Below are 26,340 nucleotides of genomic sequence, written 5' to 3'. Positions count from 1 at the left end.
ATTTAAAGTTTTAGCTTGAGCGTTTTATATATATGAAATCCTGTTACTAGCTATTTTATAAAAAAAGGTTTAAATTTTGCTACTTGAAAATTTAAACCTTACACTTTTATTTCATTCCTCCCATCATCTTCATCAAATTTTTTCCGCCGCCGCCTTGCATCATTTTCATCATTTTGCTCATTTGCTCAAATTGTTTCATCAACTGGTTTACTTCTTCTATTTTTCTACCCGACCCTTTGGCAATTCGCAATTTTCTTTTCATATCAATTACAGAGGGTTTGCTGCGCTCTTTTGGCGTCATCGAATGAATTATAGCCTCAATATGTTTGAAAGCATCATCTTCAATTTCTACATCTTTCAATGCTTTTCCGGCACCCGGAATCATTCCAACAAGGTCTTTCATGCTCCCCATTTTTTTTACTTGCTGAATTTGAGCCAAGAAATCATCAAACCCAAATTCGTTTTTGGCAATTTTCTTCTGAATTTTTCTGGCTTCTTCCTCATCATATTGCTCTTGTGCTCGCTCTACCAGCGATACAACGTCGCCCATTCCGAGAATTCTTTCTGCCATACGTGCTGGATAAAACACATCAATCGCATCCATTTTTTCTCCAGTTCCAATAAATTTGATTGGCTTATCGACTACTGATTTAATAGAAATGGCAGCTCCACCACGAGTATCGCCGTCTAATTTGGTTAGTATAACGCCGTCAAAATTCAATCTGTCATTAAACGCTTTTGCTGTATTGACCGCATCTTGACCCGTCATGGCATCTACAACAAACAAGGTTTCTTGTGGTTTAATAGCGGCGTGAACATTGGCAATTTCGTTCATCATTTGCTCATCAATTGCCAATCGACCAGCCGTATCGACAATCACGACATTAAAACCTTTTGATTTTGCGTAAGCAATAGCTTTTAGAGAAATGTCAACCGGATTTTTATTTTCGGGTTCTGAATATACTTCCACTCCTATTTGGTCTCCCACCACATGCAACTGATTGATTGCCGCAGGACGATATATATCACAAGCGACCAAAAGTGGTTTTTTATTCTTTTTAGTTTTAAGATAATTGGCGAGTTTTCCAGAGAAAGTTGTTTTCCCAGAACCTTGCAAACCCGACATTAAAATCACGGTTGGATTACCCGAAAGGTTTATTCCTGTTGCATCGCCACCCATTAATTCGGTTAATTCGTCTTTCACGATTTTAACCAATAATTGTCCTGGCTGCAAAGTCGTTAATACATTGGCACCAATTGCTTTTTCTTTAACTTTTGTGGTAAAATCTTTGGCAATTTTAAAGTTAACATCGGCGTCAAGCAAAGCACGACGTACTTCCTTTAAAGTTTCGGCTACATTTACTTCGGTTATTTTCCCATGTCCTTTGAGGATATGGAATGCTTTATCTAGTTTATCACTTAAATTACTGAACATGATTTTTTATTTTGAATGGTAAAGGTACTATTTTGAATTGAAATTTGAAATTTGAAATTATTGAAACTACATTCGATCTGGCACTTCAATTCCTAATAATTTAAAGGCAGATTTTATAGTTTCGCCTACTTTTTTTGAAAGTTGAACTCTGAACGTTTTTTTAGTCATATCTTCTTCCCCTAAAATGGATACTGACTGATAAAATGAATTGTATTCTTTCACTAAATCATAAGTGTAGTTGGCTATCAAAGCCGGCGAATGATGGTGTGCCGCATTCTGAATTACTTCAGGAAAAAGTTCCATTTGTTTTACTAATTCTTTTTCTTTCGGATGTAATTCTTTTATGTTTAAAACAATACTCAAATCAAATTCGGCTTTTCTCAAAATAGACTGAATTCTCGCATACGTATATTGAATAAAAGCTCCCGTATTACCAGCAAAATCAACAGATTCTTCGGGATTAAAAAGAATTTGTTTCTTCGGGTCTACTTTCAAAATGTAATATTTTAAAGCTCCAAGTCCAATGATTTTAAATAGTTTCGCTTTTTCATCAGCAGAATATCCTTCGAGTTTTCCTAATTCGGTTGCAATTTTTCCGGCAGTTGCGGTCATTTCTTCCATCAAGTCATCAGCATCGACAACAGTTCCTTCTCTTGATTTCATTTTCCCCGACGGCAACTCCACCATTCCATAAGACAAATGATATAAACTTTCTGCCCATTCAAATTCCAATTTTTTTAAGATTAAAAACAATACTTTGAAGTGATAATCCTGTTCGTTTCCGACGGTATAAACCATACCGCCTATATCTGGAAAATCTTTCACGCGTTGAATAGCGGTTCCAATATCTTGCGTCATATAAACGGCTGTCCCATCAGAGCGCAGGACAATTTTTCTGTCAAGACCGTCGGCAGTTAAGTCAATCCAAACCGAACCGTCAGCATCTTTCTTGAAAACACCTTTTTCTAATCCAATTTGAACGACTTGCTTTCCCAGCAAATAGGTGTCGCTTTCATAATAATAGCTATCAAAATAAACTCCCAAATTTTTGTACGTTTGCGCAAAACCATCATAAACCCATTGGTTCATAGTTCTCCAAAGCTCGATTACTTCTGGTTTTGCCGCTTCCCAATCTAAAAGCATTTGTTGGGCTTCTTGAATAATTGGTGCTTGTTTTTTGGCTTCCTCTTCTGTTTTTCCTTGAGCAATTAGTGTCGCTATTTGGACTTTATATTCTTGGTCAAATTTTACATAGAAATTTCCAACCAGTTTATCTCCTTTTAAGCCAGTATTTTCAGGTGTTTGACCGTTGGCAAATTTTTGCCAAGCCAACATTGATTTGCAAATATGAATTCCACGGTCGTTGATGATTTGGGTTTTATAAACTTTTTTGCCCGATGCTTTGATGATTTCTGCTACAGAATAGCCCAAAAGATTATTACGTACGTGTCCTAGATGCAGTGGCTTGTTAGTATTTGGCGAAGAATATTCTACCATTATTGCTTTTGCATTTGGCGAAGCCGAAACAAATCCGAAACTTGGATTATCTTTTATTTCGTTGAAGAAATTGATATAATAGTCATCCGAAACTACCAAATTTAAAAACCCGGAAACAACGTTAAAACCAATAACAACTGTACTATTTTCAGTTAAATAATTTCCAATTTTTGTTCCAATCTCCATGGGGTTTCCTTTAATAATTTTCAATAAAGGAAAAACAACCATCGTTGTATCACCTTCAAATTCTTTGCGAGTAATTTGAAAATCAACTTTTTCGATTGAAATATCAAATAAATGACTGACTGCATTTTGAATTTGTATCGTAAGGATTTGATAAAGCATGGCATAATTTGTTAGAGTTGGCAAAGATAAACATTACAGTAGAATTTTAATAACAACATGGCTTTATAAAAAATAAGAAATTATACGTTTAAAAAATATATAATGTAAGTTTTTTTGTTTTAAAATTAACAATATTATGTATTTAATCGATAATATTTGTATTTTAACGACACATTGAATAATCTTTGTCTTGTCAAAATCCCCAAATTATGAAAAAGATATTACTCCTAACCTTACTCACACTTTCCATCACTGGTTTTTCGCAACCAATATCGGTAAGTACCACAAATTACACAGTACCACAATTGGTAAATAATGTGTTAATCAATTCACCGTGTGTCTCTGCTACCAACATCACGTGGCGAACAGGCACTAATTTTGGTTCATCCAATGGGATTGGATTTTTTCAAAATACTAATACAAATTTTCCCATGACAAGTGGTGTTATTTTAAGCACTGGAAATGTTGTTAATGCACCTGGCCCCAATACCTCTTTATTAAATGACGGTTCATCATCTTGGTCTGGCGATGCTAATTTAGAAGCAACATTGGCAGCTTCTGGAATTAATATGGTTTCTAAAAATGCTTCTGTTTTGGAATTTGATTTTACGCCCATTTCTCCCAACTTTAGTTTTGATTTTATTTTTGCTTCCGAAGAATATGGTAATTTTCAATGTTTATACTCTGATGCATTTGCATTTTTACTAACAAACATGAGTACAGGCGTTACTACAAATCTAGCAGTAATACCAGGTACCAATGTGCCAATTTCCGTGGTAAATATTAGAGATTTTCAGTATAATTCTTCTTGTCCATCGGTAAATCCGCAATATTTTGGAAGTTTTAATGGTGGTTCAGGAGCTGCAAACTCGGCTACAAATTACAACGGACAAACAAAAGTTTTGACAGCAGCATCTGTATTAACTGCTGGTGTTCCTTATCATATTAAATTAGTTATCGCTGATAGAGCAGATCCGCAATCAGATTCTGCAATTTTCTTATCTTCGAACAGTTTTAATATTGGACAAAATGTTTTAGGTCAAGATTTAACATCAGCCAATAGTGCTGCTTTATGTTTTGGCACAACTCATACACTAACTACTGGCTTAAGTACAAGTAGCTATTCATTTATATGGAAAAAATATGGTGTAACTATTTCTGGAGCCACTGGATCTACACTAGATGTTACTCAAGCGGGTATTTATAGTGTAACCTATACGAACTTATTTAGCACTTGTTCCCCTGTAACTGATTCTATAACTGTAGAATTTAATCCTGAAATAACTTCTCCTAATCCCGTTACACTTTACAGATGTGACATGGGTTTAGCAACATATAATTACAATTTAGGTTTAAACACGCCTGTAGTTAAACAAGGTTTGCCCGCAACAACAGTAGTTACTTATTTTGCATCACAAAGTGATGCAGATAACAATAGTAACGCATTACCGTTAGTATATACTAGTCCCGCTGGAGCTACTGTATATGTTAGAATTCAATTGCCCAACAGTCCCTGTTTTTCTACAAAATCATTTCAGTTACAAGTTTCTCCTCCACCAATTGCCAACCAACCGCCAAATATGATTAGATGTACAAATACACCTGAACAAAATACGGCATATTTCAATTTTACGCCACAAACTGCTGTTGTTTTAGGAACACAATCACCAAGTATATATGGCGTTAGTTATTACACTTCATCAAATAATGCTACCAATAGAATAAATCCAATTGCAGATCCCACTTATGGTTTATATGCTAGCACAACAATTTATGTGAGAGTTGAAAACAGTAGCGATCCAGGATGTTTTAGTGTAACGAGTTTTAATTTAATTGTAAATCAAACTCCAATAGTTGATGTGTTTGAAGATGTAATTGTTTGTAATACGTATACATTACAACCGTTAGTAAATGGGAATTATTTCACCCAAATTGGTGGAGGTGGCACACCTTTGTTTGCGGGAGATGTTATAAGTCAAACCCAAACTATCTATATTTTTAATCAACCTGGCGGACCCGGAACTTGTGCTGCGAACAGTTCCTTTAAAGTTACTATAGTTGATGAAAATTCGCTGTCACCTGTAGATTTAAGTAGTTGTGGAAGCTATACATTACCAACATTAACATACGGAAAATATTATACACAATCTGGTGGACCAAACGGTGGTGGAACAGTAATTCCTTTTGGAACAGTAATAACCACTTCACAACTGGTCTATTATTATTTTACTACTACAATTGCGCCAATTTGCGTTGTTAATTCAAGTTTTTATGTAACAATTATTACAAATTTATCTGTTGGGATAAGAAATGATGTATTTGATTGTTCATCGTATGTTTTACCAACGTTATCCGTCGGAAATTACTATACTGGACCAGGTGGAACTGGCACTCAGTTACCCGCTGGTACAGCAATTATGTCTAATCAAACTGTTTATGTGTACTCCACTACAACTGGACCAACGCCATGTTCGGCCGAAGATAGTTTTGAGGTTTTTATAGGAATTGTTCAACCTGCCGATGTTTCTCAATGTAATGGTTATACTTTACCACAATTACCAATTGGCAATTATTTTACTGCACCAAATGGAGGAGGTCAACAAATTCCTGCAGGCACTATTATTAATACGAATTCAATTATTTATATTTATGTTCCAACAACAAGTGAAGGAGTTAATTGTACCAATAATTTACATTTTACATTAACTTTTGCGCAACCACCTGTTGATACCTTACCAAATGTTTCGGTATGTGAAACTTTTACTTTACAAGCACTGTCAAATGGAAGTTATTTCTCTGGTACTGACGGAACAGGAACGCCAATGTTTGCTGGTGATGTTATTTTATCAACTCAAACTATTTATATCTTCAAGAGATTGGATGCGACTTGTTCCAACCAAACTAGTTTTACGGTTACTATAAACCCTTTACCAACAATCGATTCTCGTTCAGATATTGATATTTGTGACCAATATGTTTTGACTCCGTTAAATGTTGGAAATTATTATACGGGTTCGGGCGGAACTGGATTAATGTTAGCAGCTAATACGGTTATAACCACCTCTCAAAGGATTTATATTTATGCTATTACAAACACAACCCCAGCATGTAGCGCCGAAAATAGTTTTCAAATTAATATTTTTACAACTTCTGCAGATGTGATTCAGAATATAACTGCATGTGATAGCTATGTTTTACCGCAATTAACGACTAATAATAAATATTATACTCAAACTGGCGGACCAAATGGAACAGGAATGGAAATTGCTGCAGGAGCAACAATAACATTGAGTCAAACGATATACATTTTCAAAGAATCAATCATAAGAACTGCATTTTCATGTATTGATGAAACTTCATTTACTGTGACGATAAATCATACCCCAACTCTAGCACCTATTTCAAATTCTTTTTCATGTAATTCGTATACTTTACCTTCATTAACATTTGGTAATTATTATACAGGTTCAAATGCAACGGGAACTTTGTTAAACGCAGGAGCTATTTTAACAGCAAATCAAACGGTTTATGTATTTGCTCATTCGGCTACATCACCAGATTGTACTACAGAACGAAGTTTTGCCGTATCAATTTTCAATGTTGATAATTTACCAAACGTGACCATTTGTGAAAGCTTTCCGCTTCCCGCATTGTCTTTTGGCAACTATTATACAGGTCCAAATGGTACAGGAACTCCTTTAAATGTTGGAACAGTTGTTAGTACATCGCAAACTATTTATATATATGCTTTGTCGCCATTTCTACAAAGATGCAGTGATGAAAGTTCATTTACAATAACTATAATAGACACACCAATTGCGCATCCAATTCCTGCAAATTTTACAACGGTTTGTGACCAAGATGGTACCAATGATGGAATAACATTATTCAACCTAACGTCATTATCTGCAACAGTTTTGGGAACTCAAACAGGAAGTGAATTTCAAGTTACCTATTACGAAAGTCTAGCCGATGCAACTACAGGAGCAAATCCAGTAACAGCCTCTACCCAATCTGTTGTTTATGTGAGAGTAAAAAATACATTGACGGCAAATTGTTTTGACGTAAAACCAATTTCGATTCTAGTTAATAAATTACCTGAACCAACACCTACCGACGGTATCATTTGTATAGATAGTAAAACAGAGATTCTTTTAAATCCATACAACATTTACAGTGGTCTACCAAGTGCCAACCATACTTTTGTATGGACGAATGCAACAGGAACCACAGTTGGAACTGCCAATAATTATCAGGCCGTTTTACCAGGAATTTATACTTTAGTAGCTACCAATAGTACAACGGGTTGCAGTTCACCAGCGGTAAATATTACTGTTTCTCCATCAGAACCAGCGGTTGTTGCTTATGAAGTGAGTCAAGATTTTTCGGATAATCAATCCGTTACTGTGACTGCAACGGGTCAAGGAAATAATTTTGAATACCAACTAGACGATGGAAATTTCCAAGACAGTCCTATTTTTGAAAATGTAGGTTCAGGTATTCATACAATAACCGTTAGAGATAAAAATGGTTGCGGAAGCACTACTGTTCGGGCTCTAATTGTGAATTATCCAAAATTCTTTACGCCCAATGGGGATGGTTATCACGACACATGGAATATTAAAGATTTATCTAATCAATCCACCGCTAAAATTGAAATTTATGACCGATATGGAAAATTGCTTACGCTAATAAAACCAAGTAGTAATGGTTGGGACGGAACCTATAACGGTCATTTAATGCCATCTGACGATTATTGGTTTAGTGTCAAATACACCGATCAACATCAGGTTGCACAAGAATTTAGAGCCCATTTCGCCATGAAGCGATAACCTACATTACAATTATGTTGTGCAAAAGCCATCTTTTAACGGATGGCTTTTTGTATTTAGAAGAAAATTTTACCATTTAATAATAGCACTTGCCCAAGTAAATCCGCTACCAAAAGCTGCTAGAACTAAAGTGTCGCCTTTCTTAATTTTTCCGTTTTCCCAAGCTTCGGTTAACGCAATAGGAATGGAAGCTGCTGTTGTGTTTCCATATTTTTGAATATTATTAAAAACCTGGTCGTCACGTAACCCAAATTTCTTTTGAATAAACTGCGAAATCCTCAAATTTGCCTGATGTGGAATCAACATATTAATATCAGAAACTTGTAAATCATTGGCTTGTAAACCTTCATTAATTACTTCACTAAAACGAACCACAGCATGTTTGAATACAAATTGTCCATTCATATAAGGAAAATAACTTTCGTCGTCGGGATTTTTATCTGCCAAAATATCAGTAACCCATCGTCCTCCCATTCCCGGTGCTAAAACAGCTAATTCTTTGGCGTGTTCCCCTTCTGAATGTAGATGCGTTGACAGAATGCCGCTCGCATCATCGCTCCTTGTCAAAATTACAGCACCAGCGCCATCTCCAAAAATTACCGAAACGCTTCGACCTCGCGTGGTCATGTCTAATCCTAATGATTGTACTTCGGAAGCAACCACTAATATATTTTTATACATCCCAGTTTTAATAAACTGATCGGCAACAGACAAAGCATAAATAAAACCCGAACATTGATTGCGAATGTCTAAAGCACCTATAGTTTTCAAACCTAGTTCTTTTTGCAATTCAACGCCTGCTCCAGGAAAATAATAATCCGGTGAAATGGTTGCAAAAACTATAAAATCAATTTCATCAGTAGCAATTTCGGCGCGTTCTATAGCAATTTTTGCAGCCTTTACTCCCATTGAAGTTGTGGTATCTTGACCGCGAATAATGTGTCTTCGTTCCTGAATTCCAGTTCGCTCTTGAATCCATTCGTCACTAGTTTCCATTATTTTAGACAAGTCATCATTGGTAACCACATTTTCTGGAACATAAAAACCTAACCCTGATATTTTTGAACGAAACATATAATTTGTATTAAATTATCGAAAAGAGAAACAAATTTAAGCATTTTTCACGGGTAGCGATTTTATTTTAAGATTTAATAAATATGTAACTACGAGTTTGTAAATTGGCAGAATAAATCAAATCTTTTTGTTATGAAAAAATTAAAGTTGCTTGTTGTTATTTCTTGCTTTTGGACAACAATATCGGCAGCCCAAGAAAATCTTGCCTATCAAAAACCGCCCGCAACAATTTTAGCGTTGGCAGATTATGAAAAAGCACCAAATGTGAGTATGGATTCAAAAAAAGAGTACCTGCTTTACACCTATCGAAATACTTATAAATCGCTTGATGATTTAAACCAAGACGAAATGCGTTTAGGAGGTTTGCGCATCAATCCGATTACTAATATTGCTAGTGCGGTGAATTATATTTCAAACTTAAAAATTAGAAAAATAACCAACAAAACTGAAACTCAAATTAGCGGTTTGCCCGAAAAGCCACGAATTGCATTTGTAACGTGGTCGCCTAATGAAAAGAAAATTGCGTTTACCAATACGATCGCAACCGGAATTGAATTATGGGTTATAGATGTTGCATCGGCTACAGCCCAAAAGCTTACCTCTGCCAAGCTCAATGCCAATCTTGGAACCCCAATAAATTGGATGAACGACAGCAAAACTTTATTGGTAAAAATGATTCCTCAAAATCGTCCATCCTTACTTGATACTAAAAAGGAATTACCAAAAGGACCAACTGTTTCTGGAAGCGATGGCTCAAAATCGCAAAACAGAACCTATCCTGATTTATTAAAAAACAAGACAGATGAAACTAATTTTGAAACGCTAATAACTTCAGAATTATACAAAGTTTCGATAACAGGGAAAGTTGATTTTTTCAAAGAAAGCGATTTATATGCTGGCGAAAGTTTTTCTCCAGATGGCACTTATTTAATGTTGACAACCATTCAAAAACCGTTTTCTTATATCGTTCCTTACAGTCGTTTTGCTCAAAAAACTGTGATTTATGATACCAATGGAAAAGAAGTTAAAGTGGTCAATGAAATTCCGTTGAACGAAGTGATTCCTAAAGGTTTTTCATCTGTAAGGAAAGGGAAAAGAAGTTTAGGCTGGAGAGCGGATAAACCAGCAAATTGGGCGTATGTAATAGCATTAGATGAAGGTGACCAAGCAGTAAAAGCAGCCTTTAGAGACGAAATTTTTACGTGGGATGCACCCTTTAATAGCGAACCAACATCATTAATTAAAACGCAACAACGTTTTGATAACGTAATTTGGGGCAACGAAAAAATTGCTGTAGTTACGGATGAATGGTATGACACCAGAAATACGAAAACATATCTGATTAATCCATCAAATCCGAATAAAGCTGCAAAAATTATTTCAGACAGAAACTCCCAAGATATTTATGCTGATCCTGGTAATTTTGAAACCAAACGAAACGAAAACAATCGCTATGTTCTGGCAATCGAGAACAACAATGCGTATCGTATTGGGAATGGTTTTACAAAAGACGGGCAGTTTCCATTTATTGATGAATTTAATTTGGAAACTTTGAAATCAAAACGTTTGTATACCTCAACATTTAAAGACAAAAAAGAAACATTACTTTCGATTGAAGATTTCAAAAAAGGAGAAGTTTTGGTGCAAATTCAATCTAAAAATGAATTTCCAAATTATTTTTTCAGAAATATAAAATCTAATAAATTACTGCAACTTACCTACTTCAAAAATCCGTTTGAGAGTATAAAAAATGTATATAAGGAAGTGATTAAATACAAGCGCAAAGATGGAGTAGATTTATCTGGAACCTTGTATTTGCCCGAAGGTTATGATAGCGCTAAAAAGTCTGCGAAATTACCTTTATTGATTTGGGCTTATCCCGCAGAATTTAAGGACAAAAGCTCTGCAGGACAAAATGATAAAAATCCAAATGAGTTTACCTTTCCTAACTATGGCTCTTTTGTTTATTGGGTAACCAAAGGCTATGCTGTTCTTGATGATGCTTCGTTTCCTATTATTGGGGAAGGAACCGCTGAACCCAATGATACTTTTATAAAGCAATTAGTAGATGATGCTGCCGCAGCTATTGATGCCGTTGATAATTTGGGGTATATCAATAAAAAGAAAGTAGCCATTGGTGGTCATTCCTACGGTGCATTTATGACAGCAAATTTATTGACACATTGCTCTCTTTTTGCCTGCGGAATTGCCAGAAGCGGGGCATATAACAGAACCTTAACTCCGTTTGGGTTTCAAAGCGAACAACGAAACTATTGGGATATTCCAACAATTTATAATGAAATGTCGCCCTTTATAAATGCCGATAAAATGAAAACGCCTTTACTACTTGTTCATGGCGATGCCGACAATAATCCAGGAACTTTTACGCTACAATCGGAACGGTATTTTCAGGCCTTGAAAAATTTAGGTGCACCTGTTAGATTGGTATTATTGCCAAAAGAAGCGCATGGCTATGTTGCAAAAGAAAATATTTTGCACTTGCTTTGGGAACAAGATCAATTTTTAGAAAAATATTTGAAGGATTAATTTATACCAAAGAATATTTAAAGAAAAGAAATACTGAATTTTTTTGATTCAGTATTTCTTTTTTAAATAAAATGTGTGTCCAATTGGAATAGTGTTTTCACTTTCAAAAAACAAACTTCCCTTGTTATAGTTGGCTTCAATGAGGTAATGACTTCCTAAAAAATAGGAATTTATAACGGTAACTTTCAAATCTGATTTGATTACTATTTGTAATTGATGTGGATAAATTAGTTCAGATTTTCCGTGAACTATAATTTCGTTTACATCCCCAAAAAGAGATGCGATATACTTGGTTTTTGGAGTTTCGTAAAGTGCTTTAGGATTTCCTTCTCTGATAAGTTTGCCATCTTTTAAAACTAAAACTTGATTTGCAAATGCCAAAACATCGGCACTATCATGGGTTGCAAAAATAGTTGTGATTTGTTTTTCTTTTAAATAACTAAACAATTTTCTACGCAAACTGTTTTTTCTAAAATTATCAATATGACTAAAGGGTTCATCGAGCAACAAAACTTCGGGTTCCAATGCTAAAACTTTAGCCAATGCAACGCGTTGCATTTGTCCTCCACTTAAATATTTTGTTTTTACAGCTGCATATTCAGTCATTTCCACAGTTTTCAAAAGATCAGCTATTCTTTCTTTTTTCTTTATCGGAAAGACATTTGAAATAAAGTTACCTACATTTTCGGCAACTGTTGTAAACGGCATTAAATCAAAATCTTGAGCTAAATATTTCATAAAATCCATTCCTGGAATAACAAGATATTTTGGTCCTAATATTTGGCTTTCTTGCCAAAAAATTTGACCTTCATCCAAATCATAAAGTCCGTAAACCAATTTAAGCAAAGTACTTTTTCCGCAACCACTTTCACCAATAATAGCCAAGTTTTCACCTTTTTTTACATTAAAAGAGAGAGAACTGATTGTTAATTTTTCTTGGTAAGAAAATGAAATATTGTTGACTTGTAGCATCATATAAAATGAATTACAAAATTGAACATTCTGTATTGAAATAAAAAATATATTTAAGTAAGTAGCCGTTTTTAAAAATTTTATTTTTGTTTAACATGCAGATTTTAAGGTATATTTTATATTTTTTATTAAATTAGATTTACTTTTGTATACCCAATGTCAGTTACCATTTGAATGATTTATGAAATTGAAAATCTACATAACCTCGCTTTTATTTTTAGCAATAGTTAAAACGTATGCACAAGTTGGTATTGGCACCACATCGCCCGATGCCTCATCAATGCTAGATATTACATCAACTAACAGCGGACTTTTGATTCCAAGAGTGTCTTTAACAAGTGTGAGTGATGTAGCTACCATTGCTTCTCCGCTAACTTCTTTATTAGTTTACAATTCGGGGTTTTCACCTAATGGATATTATTACTGGAATGGCTCAATCTGGGTTCAACTGGCTGTAGGTTTAAATGCTGATTGGTCGCTTACAGGAAACACAGGTACAAGTGCAGCTACAAATTTCTTCGGAACTACTGATGATGTTGACATAGTTTTTAAACGATTTAATATTAGATCGGCATTTATAGGCAACCCTACTGGAGCAACTTCTACCACCGCAAATGTAAAAAACACTTCGCTAGGTGCCAACTCGTTGGTAAATCCTGCAGCTGGTTACAGAAATACAGCTATTGGCACTAATGTGATGCCGGGCAATACAACTGGGAGCAGAAATGTGGCTGTAGGAGATGTAGCTTTGTCTTCGAACACAACAGGGATAGAAAATGTTGCCATAGGTGTAGGTGCTTTATTTTCTAATTCAACTAATAGTTCAAACGTTGCCGTGGGAAGAAATGCTCTGACTGCGAATACTGCAGATTTTAATACTGCTGTTGGTGATAGAGCTTTAAATACAAATTCCAATGGCACATTAAATACCGCTATTGGTGTAAATTCATTATTTCAAAATACACTTGGAAATAACAATACCAGTGCAGGCGTTCAATCTTTGAGATCTAATACTACAGGAAATAACAACTCCGCATTTGGATATCAAAGTTTTTTTAGTAATATTTCTGGTATTGGAAATCTTGGCTTGGGATATCAAGCAGGATATAATGAAACCGGGAGTAATAAACTTTATATTGAAAACTCTAATGCAGATGCTAATAATGCTCTAATTTATGGTGAGTTTGACAATAATATTGTTAGAATAAACGGAACATTGCAAATTAGTAATCCAGCTTCTGCACCAGGCTATTCGCTGCCAATTGTTAGAGGAACAGCTGGGCAATTTTTACAAACAGACGGTAATGGCGGAAGCTCTTGGTCGTCTAATACTGTTTTTCCTTACACAACAACTGGCGCAGCAACTGGCGTTTATCTTGTAGCACTAACACAATATACTATTAGAGTTTTTGGCTCTGTTTCAGAAATCAGGTTACCAACACCAGTTGGTAATACAGGAAAAATATTCGTAATTATTGGTAGTAATGGCATATCTTCCAAAGTCTTTTCAAGTACTTCTGGAAATATTTATGATGACGTTACCAATGCATTCATTACAACTATATCTGGCAGTGTGCGATATACTGTTCAGAGCGATGGCACTGATTGGATTGTTATTGCACGGTAATAATCAAAATTATTTGTAAAAGACAAGAGCGACAGAACTCAAACGTGGAGTGTCGCCCTTATCAACCTAACCAATAAATAACCACAATTTCACTTAAGAAATATATTTTTCAAATGACTTGGTGTCAATTCGAGCTTTTAAATCGTGTAACAAATTATACAATCCAAAGAAAGTTCTGTTGATGTATAAAAAATGTTTAGAGCCTCTATTTCCATTCATTTTTCGGAGTTGTGTGTCTTTTGAAAATTCTTCGCCCATTTGAGCAATTTTTCCAAAGAAATCATCATCAGAAAAATCAAAAAATTCTCCGTGAAAAGGTTTAGTGAACAAGCTCAATAAATCGTGAAAGATTTTGGTGAAATATTTTATTTCCTCTTTGCTGTCATCTAAACGTAAAATCTCTAATTCATATAATTTTTCATTAAATAAATCTGGATTGTTGATTATTTTTGGATTCGCCAATTCAAAATAAGGAACATAAAACTCTTCAGGCACTTGTTTTATGCAACCAAAATCTATAGCGATTAAAGTATCATTTTCATCAATTAAAAAATTTCCAGGATGCGGATCGGCATGTACTTGTTTTAAATAATGCATTTGATACATGTAAAAATCCCATAGCGTCTGTCCAATCTTATCTCCTTTCTTTCTATTCTGATTATGAGCCGTAAACTCGGATAAATGCTCACCATCAATCCATTCCATAGTAAGGATTTTTTCGGAAGATAATTCAGGATAATACTCAGGAAAACGAAGATTTATTATTGGTTTACACCATTCCGAAAACTCTATGCTTTGCTTTAATTCCAAAATATAATCCGTTTCTTCGAGCAATTTATTTTCGACTTCCTGAAAATATTTTTCTGAATCTTTGCCTTTTAAATTAAACATTCTTGTAGCAAATGGTTTTACCAATGCCAAATCTGAACTTATACTTTCCGCCACTCCAGGGTATTGGATTTTCACAGCAAAGTTTTTCCCGTCTTTGGTTGCTTTATGTACCTGACCGATACTTGCAGCATTCATAGCATCTGGAGTGAAGGAATCGTATATTTCTTCGGGATATTTCCCTAAATATTTTTTAAATGTTTTGCGTACCAATGGTGCTGATAGCGGTGGAACCGAAAATTGCGATAACGAAAATTTATCAACGTATGCTTGTGGCATAATACTTTTGTCCATGCTCAACATTTGAGCCACCTTCAACGCGCTTCCTTTTAAATTTTTTAATCCATCATAAATATCTTCAGCATTATTTTCATTCAGTTTATCTCTGTTCAAAGACGGATTGACTATTTTTTCTCCATAATAAGCAACATAATTTCCGCCTACTTTAAAACCAGTTTTTACTAATTGGCTTGCTCTTTCTATTTTTCCTGTTGGAATTTTATCTAATGTTTTCATTATTTTCTTTTTTCTTTCCAAAGAAATTTTCCTAAATCTAACAAATTCTCCAATTGTTTTGTGTCTAACAATCCAACAACTGTGTTTACGGATTTTTCAATTAAAATATCTGTTTTTTCAAAATTTTTGGACGTATCGTGGTTCCAAAATTTTAACAAAAGTAAAAACTGAATCCAAGCACCTTCGGAAAAAACAGGTTCGATAACTTTCAAAAATTTTTCATTACTACTTGTCGAAGATTCTCTAATAATCGCAGTTATATACTCTTTAAATCGGTTTCTAAACTGTTTTAAATATTTTAAATTTTTGATTCCTTCTTTATTATTTTTCAGAGCGAATAGCACGTATGACCTATTTAAAGTCATTATTTCAAAAAGAGTAAAATATAAAGTGAGCAATTTATCTTTATCGGCGTAACTTTCAAATGCGGTATCTTTTTCGATAATAACCAAAGCATTGTCAAAAAATTTAACCCAAATTTCATTTTTTAAAGCCTCAAAAGAACCAAAAAAAGAATAAAAATCGCTCTCATTAAAATCGTGATTTTTACAAAAAATATATATATTTTTAGGTTCTTGATTATGAAGTAGTACATCATTCATATAGTCTGAAATGATTTGATTATCATCAATTAAATTTTTTTTTATAGAAGCTTTTTTAGATGTTGCCATGATAATTGTTTTACCGTACAAAACTACAAACTGTTTAATCATTTTCAATATATATTAAACAAAATATTTTGTTAAAATTTTAGTTCATAAAAAAAGGCTGTCTTTGTTAAGACAGCCTTTTAAATTGCGTTAAACTATAATTTATTTTTCTGTTTGCTTTTTTGCGTCTTGAACCATTTTATCATTTGCAGTAATAGCAAACTCAACGCGTCGGTTTTGACTTCTACCTTCGGGCGAATCATTAGTCGCAATTGGATCTGCTACGCCAATACCTGTAGTTACAAATCGTGAAGAAGCTAATCCTTTACCTGATAAATAACTTTTAACAGATGCGGCTCTTTGATCAGACAATTTTAGATTATATTCTGCTGAACCCGTATTATCGGTGTAGCCATAAATTTGGATATTAGTGTCAGGATATTGATTAAAAACTGAAACTAACTTATCCAAATTAGCTTTTGCAGCGGCAGTCAAAGTTGATTTATTAGTATCAAAACGTACTGCATTTTCACCCAAAACCAATTTAATACCTTCTCCAACTCGTTCAACTTGAACACCAGGCAAAGCGGTTTGAATTTCACGTGCTTGCTTGTCCATTTTATTTCCAATAACGCCACCAGCAACGCCGCCTATTACACCACCCAGTACTGCGCCCAGCGCGCCATTGCCACCTTTTCCAATATTATTTCCTAAAATTCCACCTAAAAGCGCACCTCCAACGGCACCAATAGCTACACCTCGTTGTGTTTTATTGGTATTCTTTGCTGCTTCGCAACTTGTGAATAAATTAACTGAAAGAAAAAGACTGACTAAAACTATAATTATTTTATTTTTCATATTGATTTGATTTTTAATTTTTATTAAATTGATATACTACATCGATCATTTTTCCAGCTATATTCACGTTTTCTGTAAGCTGAAAAGAAGTATCTGTTTGATTGGCTATGTTCAAAACATAACCCGACTTCACTGTTTTAGCTTTTGCTGCATCTAAAATTTTCATTACAAACTGTCCATCTTTGTTTATAAACCAAGTAATCGGCGTACTATAAGAAGTACATTTTGGACTGTTTATTGTGAAGTTGCCTTTGTTATTGTTAGCTACAAATTTCCAAGTACTCCCAACAAAACATTTGGAATCAGCCAAGTCAAATGAAGTAGCTTTGATTACATCTGAACCAGGATACGTAACCGCAGAAATGGTCCAGTTTCCCTTTATTCCACTTTCTGTTCTTGTGTCCACTTTTGTACTTGTGGCAGAATTGGATTTGCAACTGAAAATTAAAATCGAAAATAAAGTTGCTAAAATAATTTTTTTCATAATTTATACTTTTAAAAATAATGCAAATATACGCTCATTTTTTATTTGTCATTTACATAATAACACAAAATTTACAAAGAGTTATTTGTACGTCAATTTGTCATAAATGAAAATATTGGTATTAGTTTTGAGATGTCGATTAAAAATGAATTAATCCACCTGTCAGTTGGCAGGCTTAAAAATAATAAATATGACAACAGGAAAAATTAATGTATCAGTAGAAAACATCTTTCCACTTATTAAGAAGTTTTTATACAGCGACCACGAAATTTTCTTGCGCGAATTGGTATCCAACGCTACTGATGCAACGCTAAAATTGAAACATTTAACCAGCATTGGAGAAGCCAAAGTAGAATATGGTAATCCAATTATTGAGGTTAAAATAGACAAAGAAGGCAAAAAATTGCACCTTACTGACCAAGGATTAGGCATGACTAGCGAAGAAGTTGAAAAGTACATCAATCAAGTTGCGTTTTCTGGTGCTGAAGAATTTTTAGAAAAGTATAAAGACTCTGCCAAAGATTCCGGCATTATTGGTCACTTTGGACTCGGTTTTTATTCGGCATTTATGGTTGCAGAAAAAGTGGAGATTATTACCAAATCTTACAAAGATGAGCCAGCCGCACATTGGATTTGTGATGGAAGCCCATCATTTACATTGGAACCGCATGATAAAACCACAAGAGGAACAGAAATTATTCTTCATATTGCAGAAGATTCTCTTGAATTTCTAGAAGAATTCAAAATTAGAGAGTTATTAACCAAGTATAACAAGTTTATGCCAGTGCCAATTAAATTTGGTACTCGCAAAGAAAAAATTGAACAAAAAAAAGGTGAAAGTGTTGCCGAAGAAGATAAAGACAAAATCTTTACTGAAGTAGAAGTAGATAATATCATTAATAACCCAAATCCTGCTTGGACAAAACAACCAGCAGATTTAACCGATGAAGATTACAAAAAATTTTACCGCGAACTGTACCCTATGCAGTTTGAAGAACCATTATTTAACATTCATTTGAATGTAGATTATCCGTTTAATTTGACTGGAATTTTGTATTTCCCTAAAATGTCTGCCGATTTGCAATTGCAAAAAGACAAAATTCAGTTATATCAAAATCAAGTCTATGTAACTGATAATGTTGAAGGAATTGTTCCTGAATTTCTTGGCATGTTAAAAGGTGTCATCGATTCGCCAGACATACCCTTGAACGTCTCGCGTTCGTACTTGCAAGCTGATGGAAACGTGAAAAAAATTGCCAATTATATTACTCGTAAAGTAGCCGATAAAATGAAATCATTGTTTTCTGAAAATCGTGAAGACTTTGAAAAAAAATGGAACGATATCAAAATCGTTTTAGAATATGGTATGCTTTCTGAACCAAAATTCTATGAAAAAGCAGGCGATTTTGTTTTATATCCAACGGTGGATGACAAATATTATACATTGACCGAACTTAAAGAAACTATCAAAGCAAACCAAACCGATAAAAACGGAAAGTTAGTTGTTTTGTATGCCTCAAACAAAGATGCACAACACGGTTATATTGAAATCGCCAAAGAAAAAGGATATGAAATTATCTTGCTTGACTCTCCTATTGTTTCGCATTTAATTCAAAAATTAGAAGCAGATAATGAAAATCTAACTTTTGTTAGAGTTGATTCAGACCATATTGATAAACTCATTCAAAAAGAAGAAACACAAATTTCTAAACTATCTGACGATGAGTCAACTCAATTGAAAACCGTTTTAGAAGAAATTGTGCCAAAGTCTAATTATTCAGTGCAGTTAGAACCTATGGATAGTGCGGCCGCACCATTTATAATTACGCAACCTGAATTCATGAGACGAATGAAAGAAATGAGTCAAAGTGGCGGTGGCGGAATGTTTGGAATGGGCAATTTTCCAGAAATGTACAACTTGGTTGTTAACACCAATTCTGATTTGGCAACCACCATTTTAAATACATCTGACAAAACCGCTCAAGAAGAATTGGTAAAACAAGCTTTAGATTTGGCAAAAATTTCACAAGGATTATTGAAAGGTGAAGCGTTAACTGCTTTTGTTAAGCGTAGTTTTGAGCTTATAAAATAAAAGTGAATTTTGCAAATTTAACCCTGTACGAGTTTAAAGCTTTGGCAGGGTTTTTTATTGTACTTATTTCCCACCTTCGCACTTTGTAATAGTAATTTCCATGACCTTACATATAGAAACCCCAGCGCTTCTCTTTTCGGCAACATCATTGATTTTGCTTGCCTATACCAATCGTTTTTTAACTATTGCTCAAATCATCCGTAATCTAAAAAAACATTACGATGAAGTGCATACAAAAACGATTTTGCTACAAATTAACAATCTAAACCTCCGATTATCGCTCATAAGATACATGCAACTATTTGGTGTGGTGTGCTTATTCCTTTCGGTATTTGCCATGTTTTGTTTGTTTTTAGAACAAATAACTATTGGAATTTATCTTTTTGGAGCGAGCTTACTAACACTGTTGATATCATTAGGAATATCGTTTTGGGAAATAAGCATATCAGTTAAGGCATTGCGGTTGCATTTGAGCGATTTGAAAGAATCAGAAGATAAAAAATAATAAGCTACCTTTGACGAATAGTTTTTTTTAAACTAAATTGCTAAATAAAACTGCTCTTATGGAAATCAAAAATGATTTAAAACTAGCCGTATTAATTGATGCCGATAACGTTCCGTATGCCAATGTTAAAGAAATGTTTGAGGAAATTGCCAAATATGGTACTCCTACATTCAAACGAATTTACGCCGATTGGACAAAACCAACAGTAAGCGGATGGAAAAAAGTTTTACTCGAAAACGCCATTACGCCAATTCAACAATACAGTTACAGTAGCGGGAAAAATGCCAGCGACAGTGCTTTGATTATAGATGCGATGGATATCCTTTATACTGGAAAAGTAGATGGTTTTTGCATTGTTTCAAGCGATTCAGATTTTACACGATTGGCAACGCGTCTGCGAGAAGCCGGTATGAAAGTTATTGGCATTGGCGAAAAGAAAACCTTAACACCATTTATAACCGCTTGTGACAAATTCATCTATATTGAAATTTTAAAAAAACCAGATACCGAATTAGTTGTCGAAACCAACAATAAAAAAGTTTCCAAAAATACTAAAACATCATCTAGCAATCCAATTAGTCAAATAGATCCAAAAATAATCAAGCTTTTTGCGGATTCCATCGCTGATATAGAAGATGAAAACGGCTGGGCATTTCTGGGTGAACTTGGAAATTTAATGCTCAAAAAGAAACCTGATTTTGATTCCAGAAATTATGGTTTCCCAAAATTACTTGGACTTATTAAAAACATTGACCGTTTTGAAATTGACGAACGCGATAGCGGCAAAAACAACATTAAACTCATATACGTTAAAAGAAAATAAGTGACTGCTTAATTCGAGTGCATTTTAAAAAAAAATAATGATTGGCATAAGAATTCAGAAATTGTACAAAGTAGGAGAATGAAAAATACTTTTGGATTACAAATAACGAATAATAAATTATCAGAGCTTTAAACTGTGGAACTTTTTTTAACAATGCCGTCAAAGAGTATACAATAATTAGTAAAACAAATTAAATGGAAAACAAGCAAGACAATCTTAAAATTCTCAAAAATAAATATATCCCTACCGCTGAATTTTATAGCCAAATAATTGACAGCTTACAAGACTATTCGATTTTTACATTAAACAACGAATTTATCATCAATAGTTGGAGTTCAGGTTCAACAAAAATATTTGGTTACGAGACCGAGGAAGTTATTGGACAATCTTTCCATTTAATTTTTACAGAGGATGATCTAAAAAACGGTATCCCAAAAAAAGAAATAGAAACTGCTTTAAAAGAAGGCAGAGCCACTGATAATAGATGGCATATTGCTAAAGATAAAAGTCTTTTTTATGCTTATGGATTGGTTTTTCCACTTATCGGTTTTGAAGGAGAGCTATTGGGTTATGTTAAAATTTTACGAGATTTAACAGAAAGAAAACAATCTGAAGATGCTATAAAAAAATACATCAGGGATTTAGAAGAGCTAAATACTCACAAAGAAAGTGTTTTGGCAATTCTCTCACATGATTTAAGAAGTCCGCTATCGGGTATTATCAGCACCGCAAAGTATTTAAAAGAAAATTTCTATAAAATGGAACCAGATGCTGTACAGAAAATGCTCGACTTACTTTATAAAGCATCTACAGAAGAATTAAATATGTTAGATTATTTAGTAGAATGGGCTCGAATTAAATATGCATCAGATACCTTTTCTCCCAAAAAAATAAAACTAACCGAATATATTGATAAAGTATTTGAAACTTTAAACGAAACTGCTCAAATAAACACTATAAATCTGCATCACGAAATTGAAGACAATACCTCTGTTTTTGCGGATGGTAAAATGTTGATCTCTATCATACAAAATATCGTTTCTAATGCCATAAAACATACCGAAAAAGGAGGGACTATTTCGGTTACAGCAAAAAGCACAGAAAACAAAATTATTGTTCTAGTAAAGGATACTGGTGTGGGAATGTCGAAAGATATTATGCAAAGACTTTTTACGCCTCAAATGAAAACACTTTCAGAAACTAGAAAAAAAGATAAAGGTGCAGGCATCGGATTGTTATTGGTAAAAGGATTTTTAGAAAAAAATGGAGGCGAAATATGGGTTGAGAGCATTGAAGGTGAGGGCTCGTCTTTTTATTTTACATTACCTATTGAGAAACCATTATACAAAATTGGAAGTTCAGAGGAAATTATGTTCGATGAAAGTGAATAATAATATGAGCATTATACTTCTACAGAAACAAACCTTAAATAAGCGATTACAGTGTTTAAGTATTTTCTAATGCTGAAATCGTTTTCTACTCTATTTATTTGTGTTTTGTAGTCTATACTGATGATTTAGAACATAAAAAAACAAAAAAAATCCGCTGTAAAGCGGATTAAATTTTAAGCCAAAGAGTAGAATTATAGTGCCAAAACACTATTTTCTGCTCCAGCAAATTCATTATAAGCAAAACTATCTGCTTCTGGATCGTTAAGGTAATTTCCATCAACTAAATATTTGAACTCAAAAGAATTGTCTTTTGGTAAATCAAAAGTAGCTTTGAAAGTTCCCGTTTTTAGTTTTAATAATTCGCCTTCTGCTGGATTCCAATTATTGAAATCACCAACTACTGCAGCGGTATTTGCTCCTTTTGCTTCGATAGAAAAGGTAACTTTAACAACTGGTTTTGTTTTTATAACTTGTTTTTTAATAGCCATAACTAATTCATTTATAGATTACTGCGCAAAGTAACGCATAAGTTTTATATGTTTTACACCGCTCATCACTTTTAGGATATTACTAAAAAGAAAGCCAATTTTAGAGAAGATATTTATTTTTAAGTACTTTTAATTTTACATCTGTGACTAAGAAAACGTTTTCTTACTACATTATCTTTAAATGAGATTTCTACATTTTAAAAATAAATTCTACCTTTAATGCATTAATTTGACACTATGGAATCTGAAAAATATGAATTATATGAATATGCAAAAAGCAGAATCAAACAAAAAAAACGTTTGTACTATCATTTTGTATTGCTCTGTTTAGGTAGTGTTTTCTTATTTGTTGCTAATAAATGGTTGTCCTTTTATCCTGATACCTCTTGGTGGAAATGGGTAGTTACTGTTTGGGTTTTTATTTTTATACTTCATGCCATTAAAATTTTTATTACCAATAGCTTTATGAATAAAAATTGGGAGCGTAATGAAATTGATAAATTGATTGTAAAACAATCTAAAAAAGTGGAACAAATACATTACGATTTAGATAATTCAAAATCAACTACCGAATGATTACTCTCATTGCTGCTGTAGGCGAAAAAAATGAACTTGGCAAAAACAATAAATTACTCTGGCACTTGCCCGATGATTTTAAAAGATTTAAAAACGTAACTTCAAATCATTATATTATTATGGGAAGAAAAACTTTTGAAAGTTTTCCTAAACCCTTACCCAATAGAATACATGTTATTATTACTCGTCAAAAAAATTATGCGCAGGAAGGTTGCCTCGTAGTTGATTCTCTTCAAAAAGCGATTGCAGTTTGCAGGCATGGTGAAGAAATATTCATTATTGGTGGCGGTCAAATTTACAATCAATCTTTAGAAATTGCTGATAAACTAGACATTACCAAAGTGCATCATACTTTTGAAGCCGATACTTTTTTCCCTGAAATTGATACCACGAAATGGAAATTAACCTCATCGGAATTTCATCCAAAAAACGAAAATCATCTCTTTGATTTTAGTTTTGACACCTATTTGAGAAAGTAAATAGAGACAATGCCTTGTATTAAAATATTGGTTTATATTTGCCAAAAAATTTGCATGTCAAAGAATATTACTCCCTATAAAGATTCGTCATTAGGTAAAAAAGAACAAATTACGCAAATGTTTGACAACATTTCTGGAAGTTATGACGGTTTGAACAGAGTTATTTCGCTTGGAATAGATGTAAAATGGAGAAAAAAAGTGGTAGCTCTCGTGGCAGCAAAAAATCCAGAAAATATTCTTGATATAGCCACTGGTACTGGAGATTTAGCGATTTTAATGGCTAGTACATCAGCAAAAAAAATTATTGGACTTGATCTTTCGGTTGGTATGCTTGAGGTTGGAAAGCAAAAAATTCTCGACAAAAATCTTGCTAATAAAATTGAAATGGTTGTAGGCGATAGCGAAAACATTCCGTTTCCTGATGATTATTTTGAAGCTATTACAGTTTCCTTTGGCATTCGAAATTTTGAAACATTAGACAAGGGTTTAACTGAAATTCATAGGGTTTTAAAACCAAACGGGCTTTTTGTAATATTAGAAACTTCTCTTCCAACCCAATTTCCGTACAAACAAGGTCATGCCTTTTACACTAAATTTATGCTCCCTATCATTGGAAAAATCTTTTCTAAAGACAAAGATGCTTATGGCTATTTATCAGAATCGGCGGCAAATTTTCCTTATGGCGAGGCTTTAAACAATATTTTGAGAAAAAATTCGTTTATAGACTGTAAAGCTATGCCGCAAACATTTGGTGTTGCTACAATTTACACGGCAACTAAAAAATGAAACTGAATTTTTCGGTATTATGAAAAAAATATTTATTTTACTTCTATTCATTTCCTTTCATACTAAAGCACAATTGGGTAAAAGTTTGTTTACCAAAGATCCTATCATCAATTTGGAAAATTTTGATAAACAAAAAGTGTATTGGGGATATTATTTGGGTTTTAGTAATTTTGATTTCAAAACCGAATTTAGAAATAACACTGCTCCTGCAATAGATGTAAAGGGTCAAACGGGATTTGATGTTGGACTTGTCGGCGTATTTAGGCTTCAAGAATATATTGAACTTAGATTTGAACCCGGCTTGTACTATGCCAGCAGAACCTTAACCTATTCGCAGTTTACTAATGATCGTGATGGTGTGAGAGAAGTAAAATCAACGTATATTGATTTTCCGTTGTTGCTTAAATTTTCGTCGTTAAGAACAGGAAATGTGAGACCTTATTTAGTTGGCGGATTGTCTGCCACATTAAATCTTTCAAGTAATTCAAAATCAAAAGATGATAATTTGCAACAAAAATTCAGGGTAAAACCTTGGACTCAAAATTATCAATTGGGTTTTGGTGTTGATTTTTATTTCGAATATTTCAAATTTTCTCCTTCTATACGCGGTGTTTTTGGTTTAAAAAACGAATTAATTCCAGACGATGACCCCAATAGTCCTTGGACAGGCAATATTCAGTCCTTAAAAACACGCGCTGTTCTTATCAATTTTACTTTTCATTAATAGATCTTCTAAACTCGCTCAAGAAAATAGCTGCGGCTGTGGCTACATTCAAACTTTCGGTTTGTTGCATATCGCCAAATCTAGGAATCGCAATTTTGTTTTTAATTATTTTTTTTAAACCATCAGAAATACCATTGGCTTCGTTTCCAAGAATTAAAATGGCTTCTATGGGTAATGCTGCCTGATAGATGTTTTGACCGTTCATAAATGTGCCGAAAACTGGGAGCGAACTTTCTGATATAAAGGTATTCAAATCTAGATAATTTATAGTAACCCTCGAGATTGAACCCATTGTAGCCTGAATAACTTTTGGACTATAAACATCCACCGTTTCAACAGAGCATAGCAATTGCTTGACGCCAAACCAATCACAAAGTCTAATAATAGTGCCTAAATTTCCTGGATCACGAATATCATCCAAAGCAAGGATTAAACCCGAGGTTTCTATTTTTTTTGCTATTGGAATTTTAAAAATACCTAAACAAGAACTTGGCGAGTTCAAAGCCGAAATTTTGTTCATGTCTTGCTCTTTCAAAGTTGTTTTTTGAGTGCTATTTACTTGTTCAAAAAAAGTATCCGTAACATATAAATGTTCTAACTCAAAATTTGATTGTAACAATTCCTGTATTACTTTTACACCTTGGGCAATAAACAATTGATGCGCGTTTCGGTATTTTTTTAGTTGAAGACTTGTAATTAGTTTTATTTGGTTTTTACTAATCATAAAATACTGTACTTTTGAATTAAATAT

General features: G+C 33.7%; 21 protein-coding genes. 11 read left to right on the top strand and 10 right to left on the bottom strand.

The window, feature by feature from the left end:
• Positions 1-106: 106 nt before the first annotated feature.
• Entirely contained in the window at positions 107-1,435 is a 1,329-nt protein-coding gene (gene ffh, locus Q0Q96_RS01630) for a signal recognition particle protein (RefSeq protein ID WP_293870890.1), read from the bottom strand.
• 66 nt (positions 1,436-1,501) lie between these two features.
• Entirely contained in the window at positions 1,502-3,277 is a 1,776-nt protein-coding gene (argS, locus tag Q0Q96_RS01625; RefSeq protein WP_293870887.1) for an arginine--tRNA ligase, read from the bottom strand.
• Between the two features lie 209 nt (positions 3,278-3,486).
• On the opposite strand from argS, the gene Q0Q96_RS01620 reads away from it, so the two are divergent.
• Entirely contained in the window at positions 3,487-8,109 is a 4,623-nt protein-coding gene (locus Q0Q96_RS01620; RefSeq protein ID WP_293870884.1) for a choice-of-anchor L domain-containing protein, read from the top strand.
• Between the two features lie 69 nt (positions 8,110-8,178).
• On the opposite strand, the gene Q0Q96_RS01615 is transcribed toward Q0Q96_RS01620, so the two are convergent.
• On the bottom strand, positions 8,179-9,183 hold the full coding sequence (locus tag Q0Q96_RS01615) for a beta-ketoacyl-ACP synthase III (protein ID WP_293870882.1): 1,005 nt from the start codon (positions 9,181-9,183) through the stop codon (positions 8,179-8,181).
• A gap of 132 nt (positions 9,184-9,315) precedes the next feature.
• Between Q0Q96_RS01615 and Q0Q96_RS01610 the strand changes: the two genes are divergently transcribed.
• Entirely contained in the window at positions 9,316-11,730 is a 2,415-nt protein-coding gene (locus Q0Q96_RS01610; protein WP_293870879.1) for a prolyl oligopeptidase family serine peptidase, read from the top strand.
• Between the two features lie 48 nt (positions 11,731-11,778).
• Here the strand turns inward: Q0Q96_RS01610 and Q0Q96_RS01605 are convergent, their stop codons facing one another.
• A complete protein-coding gene (locus Q0Q96_RS01605) occupies positions 11,779-12,702 on the bottom strand; it encodes an ABC transporter ATP-binding protein (protein WP_293870975.1) in 924 nt (307 codons plus the stop codon).
• Positions 12,703-12,883: 181 nt separating this feature from the next.
• Between Q0Q96_RS01605 and Q0Q96_RS01600 the strand changes: the two genes are divergently transcribed.
• Entirely contained in the window at positions 12,884-14,329 is a 1,446-nt protein-coding gene (locus tag Q0Q96_RS01600; protein ID WP_293870876.1) for a hypothetical protein, read from the top strand.
• Between the two features lie 93 nt (positions 14,330-14,422).
• On the opposite strand, the gene Q0Q96_RS01595 is transcribed toward Q0Q96_RS01600, so the two are convergent.
• The 4 genes from Q0Q96_RS01595 to Q0Q96_RS01580 all read right to left on the bottom strand — a co-directional run bounded on the left by Q0Q96_RS01595 (position 14,423) and on the right by Q0Q96_RS01580 (position 17,725).
• Positions 14,423-15,733 carry an AarF/ABC1/UbiB kinase family protein gene (locus Q0Q96_RS01595; RefSeq protein ID WP_293870874.1) on the bottom strand — a complete coding sequence of 437 codons (1,311 nt, stop codon included), beginning with the start codon at positions 15,731-15,733 and terminating at the stop codon, positions 14,423-14,425.
• Positions 15,733-16,404, bottom strand: coding sequence for a TetR family transcriptional regulator C-terminal domain-containing protein (locus Q0Q96_RS01590; RefSeq protein WP_293870871.1), 672 nt, complete (start codon positions 16,402-16,404; stop codon positions 15,733-15,735). Before Q0Q96_RS01590 ends, Q0Q96_RS01595 begins: the two co-directional genes overlap by 1 nt.
• A gap of 141 nt (positions 16,405-16,545) precedes the next feature.
• A complete protein-coding gene (locus Q0Q96_RS01585; RefSeq protein ID WP_293870868.1) occupies positions 16,546-17,241 on the bottom strand; it encodes an OmpA family protein in 696 nt (231 codons plus the stop codon).
• A gap of 13 nt (positions 17,242-17,254) precedes the next feature.
• Positions 17,255-17,725 (bottom strand): lipocalin family protein, encoded by a 471-nt coding sequence (locus Q0Q96_RS01580; protein ID WP_293870865.1) that lies wholly within the window; start codon positions 17,723-17,725, stop codon positions 17,255-17,257.
• 190 nt (positions 17,726-17,915) lie between these two features.
• On the opposite strand from Q0Q96_RS01580, the gene htpG reads away from it, so the two are divergent.
• The 4 genes from htpG (at position 17,916) to Q0Q96_RS01560 (ending at position 22,536) form a co-directional block, all read left to right on the top strand.
• Positions 17,916-19,817 (top strand): molecular chaperone HtpG, encoded by a 1,902-nt coding sequence (htpG, locus tag Q0Q96_RS01575; protein ID WP_293870862.1) that lies wholly within the window; start codon positions 17,916-17,918, stop codon positions 19,815-19,817.
• Positions 19,818-19,917: 100 nt separating this feature from the next.
• Complete coding sequence (locus Q0Q96_RS01570; RefSeq protein WP_293870860.1) at positions 19,918-20,322, top strand: DUF2721 domain-containing protein; 405 nt, start codon at positions 19,918-19,920, stop codon at positions 20,320-20,322.
• Positions 20,323-20,380: 58 nt separating this feature from the next.
• Positions 20,381-21,145, top strand: coding sequence for an NYN domain-containing protein (locus Q0Q96_RS01565; protein ID WP_293870858.1), 765 nt, complete (start codon positions 20,381-20,383; stop codon positions 21,143-21,145).
• Positions 21,146-21,339: 194 nt separating this feature from the next.
• Positions 21,340-22,536 (top strand): PAS domain-containing sensor histidine kinase, encoded by a 1,197-nt coding sequence (locus tag Q0Q96_RS01560; RefSeq protein ID WP_293870855.1) that lies wholly within the window; start codon positions 21,340-21,342, stop codon positions 22,534-22,536.
• Between the two features lie 191 nt (positions 22,537-22,727).
• On the opposite strand, the gene Q0Q96_RS01555 is transcribed toward Q0Q96_RS01560, so the two are convergent.
• Positions 22,728-23,024 (bottom strand): isoamylase early set domain-containing protein, encoded by a 297-nt coding sequence (locus Q0Q96_RS01555; RefSeq protein WP_293870852.1) that lies wholly within the window; start codon positions 23,022-23,024, stop codon positions 22,728-22,730.
• Between the two features lie 237 nt (positions 23,025-23,261).
• Between Q0Q96_RS01555 and Q0Q96_RS01550 the strand changes: the two genes are divergently transcribed.
• The 4 genes from Q0Q96_RS01550 to Q0Q96_RS01535 are packed head-to-tail and all read left to right on the top strand — an operon-like array spanning position 23,262 to position 25,589.
• Positions 23,262-23,600: a 2TM domain-containing protein gene (locus tag Q0Q96_RS01550; protein ID WP_293870850.1), complete on the top strand. Its 339-nt coding sequence runs from the start codon at positions 23,262-23,264 to the stop codon at positions 23,598-23,600.
• On the top strand, positions 23,597-24,079 hold the full coding sequence (locus tag Q0Q96_RS01545) for a dihydrofolate reductase (RefSeq protein ID WP_293870848.1): 483 nt from the start codon (positions 23,597-23,599) through the stop codon (positions 24,077-24,079). The genes Q0Q96_RS01550 and Q0Q96_RS01545 overlap by 4 nt, the downstream gene beginning before the upstream one ends.
• Before the next feature lie 54 nt (positions 24,080-24,133).
• Positions 24,134-24,865 (top strand): bifunctional demethylmenaquinone methyltransferase/2-methoxy-6-polyprenyl-1,4-benzoquinol methylase UbiE, encoded by a 732-nt coding sequence (gene ubiE / locus Q0Q96_RS01540; protein ID WP_293870846.1) that lies wholly within the window; start codon positions 24,134-24,136, stop codon positions 24,863-24,865.
• A 19-nt stretch (positions 24,866-24,884) separates the two neighbouring features.
• Complete coding sequence (locus tag Q0Q96_RS01535; protein WP_293870845.1) at positions 24,885-25,589, top strand: porin family protein; 705 nt, start codon at positions 24,885-24,887, stop codon at positions 25,587-25,589.
• On the opposite strand, the gene Q0Q96_RS01530 is transcribed toward Q0Q96_RS01535, so the two are convergent.
• On the bottom strand, positions 25,576-26,313 hold the full coding sequence (locus tag Q0Q96_RS01530; protein ID WP_293870843.1) for an RNA methyltransferase: 738 nt from the start codon (positions 26,311-26,313) through the stop codon (positions 25,576-25,578). The genes Q0Q96_RS01535 and Q0Q96_RS01530 overlap by 14 nt on opposite strands.
• Between the last annotated feature and the right edge of the window lie 27 nt (positions 26,314-26,340).

The sequence above is a fragment of the Flavobacterium sp. genome (assembly GCF_025352015.1).
GTDB lineage: Bacteria > Bacteroidota > Bacteroidia > Flavobacteriales > Flavobacteriaceae > Flavobacterium.
This window is presented reverse-complemented; position numbering and strand designations above follow the sequence as displayed.

Coding starts and splice junctions, on each gene's coding strand:
- Q0Q96_RS01545 (WP_293870848.1), top strand. CDS start 23,597: ATGATTACTCTCATTGCTGCTGTAGGCGAAAAAAATGAACTTGGCAAA.
- Q0Q96_RS01610 (WP_293870879.1), top strand. CDS start 9,316: ATGAAAAAATTAAAGTTGCTTGTTGTTATTTCTTGCTTTTGGACAACA.
- Q0Q96_RS01585 (WP_293870868.1), bottom strand. CDS start 17,241: ATGAAAAATAAAATAATTATAGTTTTAGTCAGTCTTTTTCTTTCAGTT.
- Q0Q96_RS01590 (WP_293870871.1), bottom strand. CDS start 16,404: ATGGCAACATCTAAAAAAGCTTCTATAAAAAAAAATTTAATTGATGAT.
- Q0Q96_RS01580 (WP_293870865.1), bottom strand. CDS start 17,725: ATGAAAAAAATTATTTTAGCAACTTTATTTTCGATTTTAATTTTCAGT.
- Q0Q96_RS01560 (WP_293870855.1), top strand. CDS start 21,340: ATGGAAAACAAGCAAGACAATCTTAAAATTCTCAAAAATAAATATATC.
- Q0Q96_RS01535 (WP_293870845.1), top strand. CDS start 24,885: ATGAAAAAAATATTTATTTTACTTCTATTCATTTCCTTTCATACTAAA.
- Q0Q96_RS01565 (WP_293870858.1), top strand. CDS start 20,381: ATGGAAATCAAAAATGATTTAAAACTAGCCGTATTAATTGATGCCGAT.
- Q0Q96_RS01555 (WP_293870852.1), bottom strand. CDS start 23,024: ATGGCTATTAAAAAACAAGTTATAAAAACAAAACCAGTTGTTAAAGTT.
- Q0Q96_RS01615 (WP_293870882.1), bottom strand. CDS start 9,183: ATGTTTCGTTCAAAAATATCAGGGTTAGGTTTTTATGTTCCAGAAAAT.
- Q0Q96_RS01595 (WP_293870874.1), bottom strand. CDS start 15,733: ATGAAAACATTAGATAAAATTCCAACAGGAAAAATAGAAAGAGCAAGC.
- Q0Q96_RS01620 (WP_293870884.1), top strand. CDS start 3,487: ATGAAAAAGATATTACTCCTAACCTTACTCACACTTTCCATCACTGGT.
- argS (WP_293870887.1), bottom strand. CDS start 3,277: ATGCTTTATCAAATCCTTACGATACAAATTCAAAATGCAGTCAGTCAT.
- Q0Q96_RS01570 (WP_293870860.1), top strand. CDS start 19,918: ATGACCTTACATATAGAAACCCCAGCGCTTCTCTTTTCGGCAACATCA.
- Q0Q96_RS01550 (WP_293870850.1), top strand. CDS start 23,262: ATGGAATCTGAAAAATATGAATTATATGAATATGCAAAAAGCAGAATC.
- Q0Q96_RS01605 (WP_293870975.1), bottom strand. CDS start 12,702: ATGCTACAAGTCAACAATATTTCATTTTCTTACCAAGAAAAATTAACA.
- ubiE (WP_293870846.1), top strand. CDS start 24,134: ATGTCAAAGAATATTACTCCCTATAAAGATTCGTCATTAGGTAAAAAA.
- Q0Q96_RS01600 (WP_293870876.1), top strand. CDS start 12,884: ATGAAATTGAAAATCTACATAACCTCGCTTTTATTTTTAGCAATAGTT.
- Q0Q96_RS01530 (WP_293870843.1), bottom strand. CDS start 26,313: ATGATTAGTAAAAACCAAATAAAACTAATTACAAGTCTTCAACTAAAA.
- ffh (WP_293870890.1), bottom strand. CDS start 1,435: ATGTTCAGTAATTTAAGTGATAAACTAGATAAAGCATTCCATATCCTC.
- htpG (WP_293870862.1), top strand. CDS start 17,916: ATGACAACAGGAAAAATTAATGTATCAGTAGAAAACATCTTTCCACTT.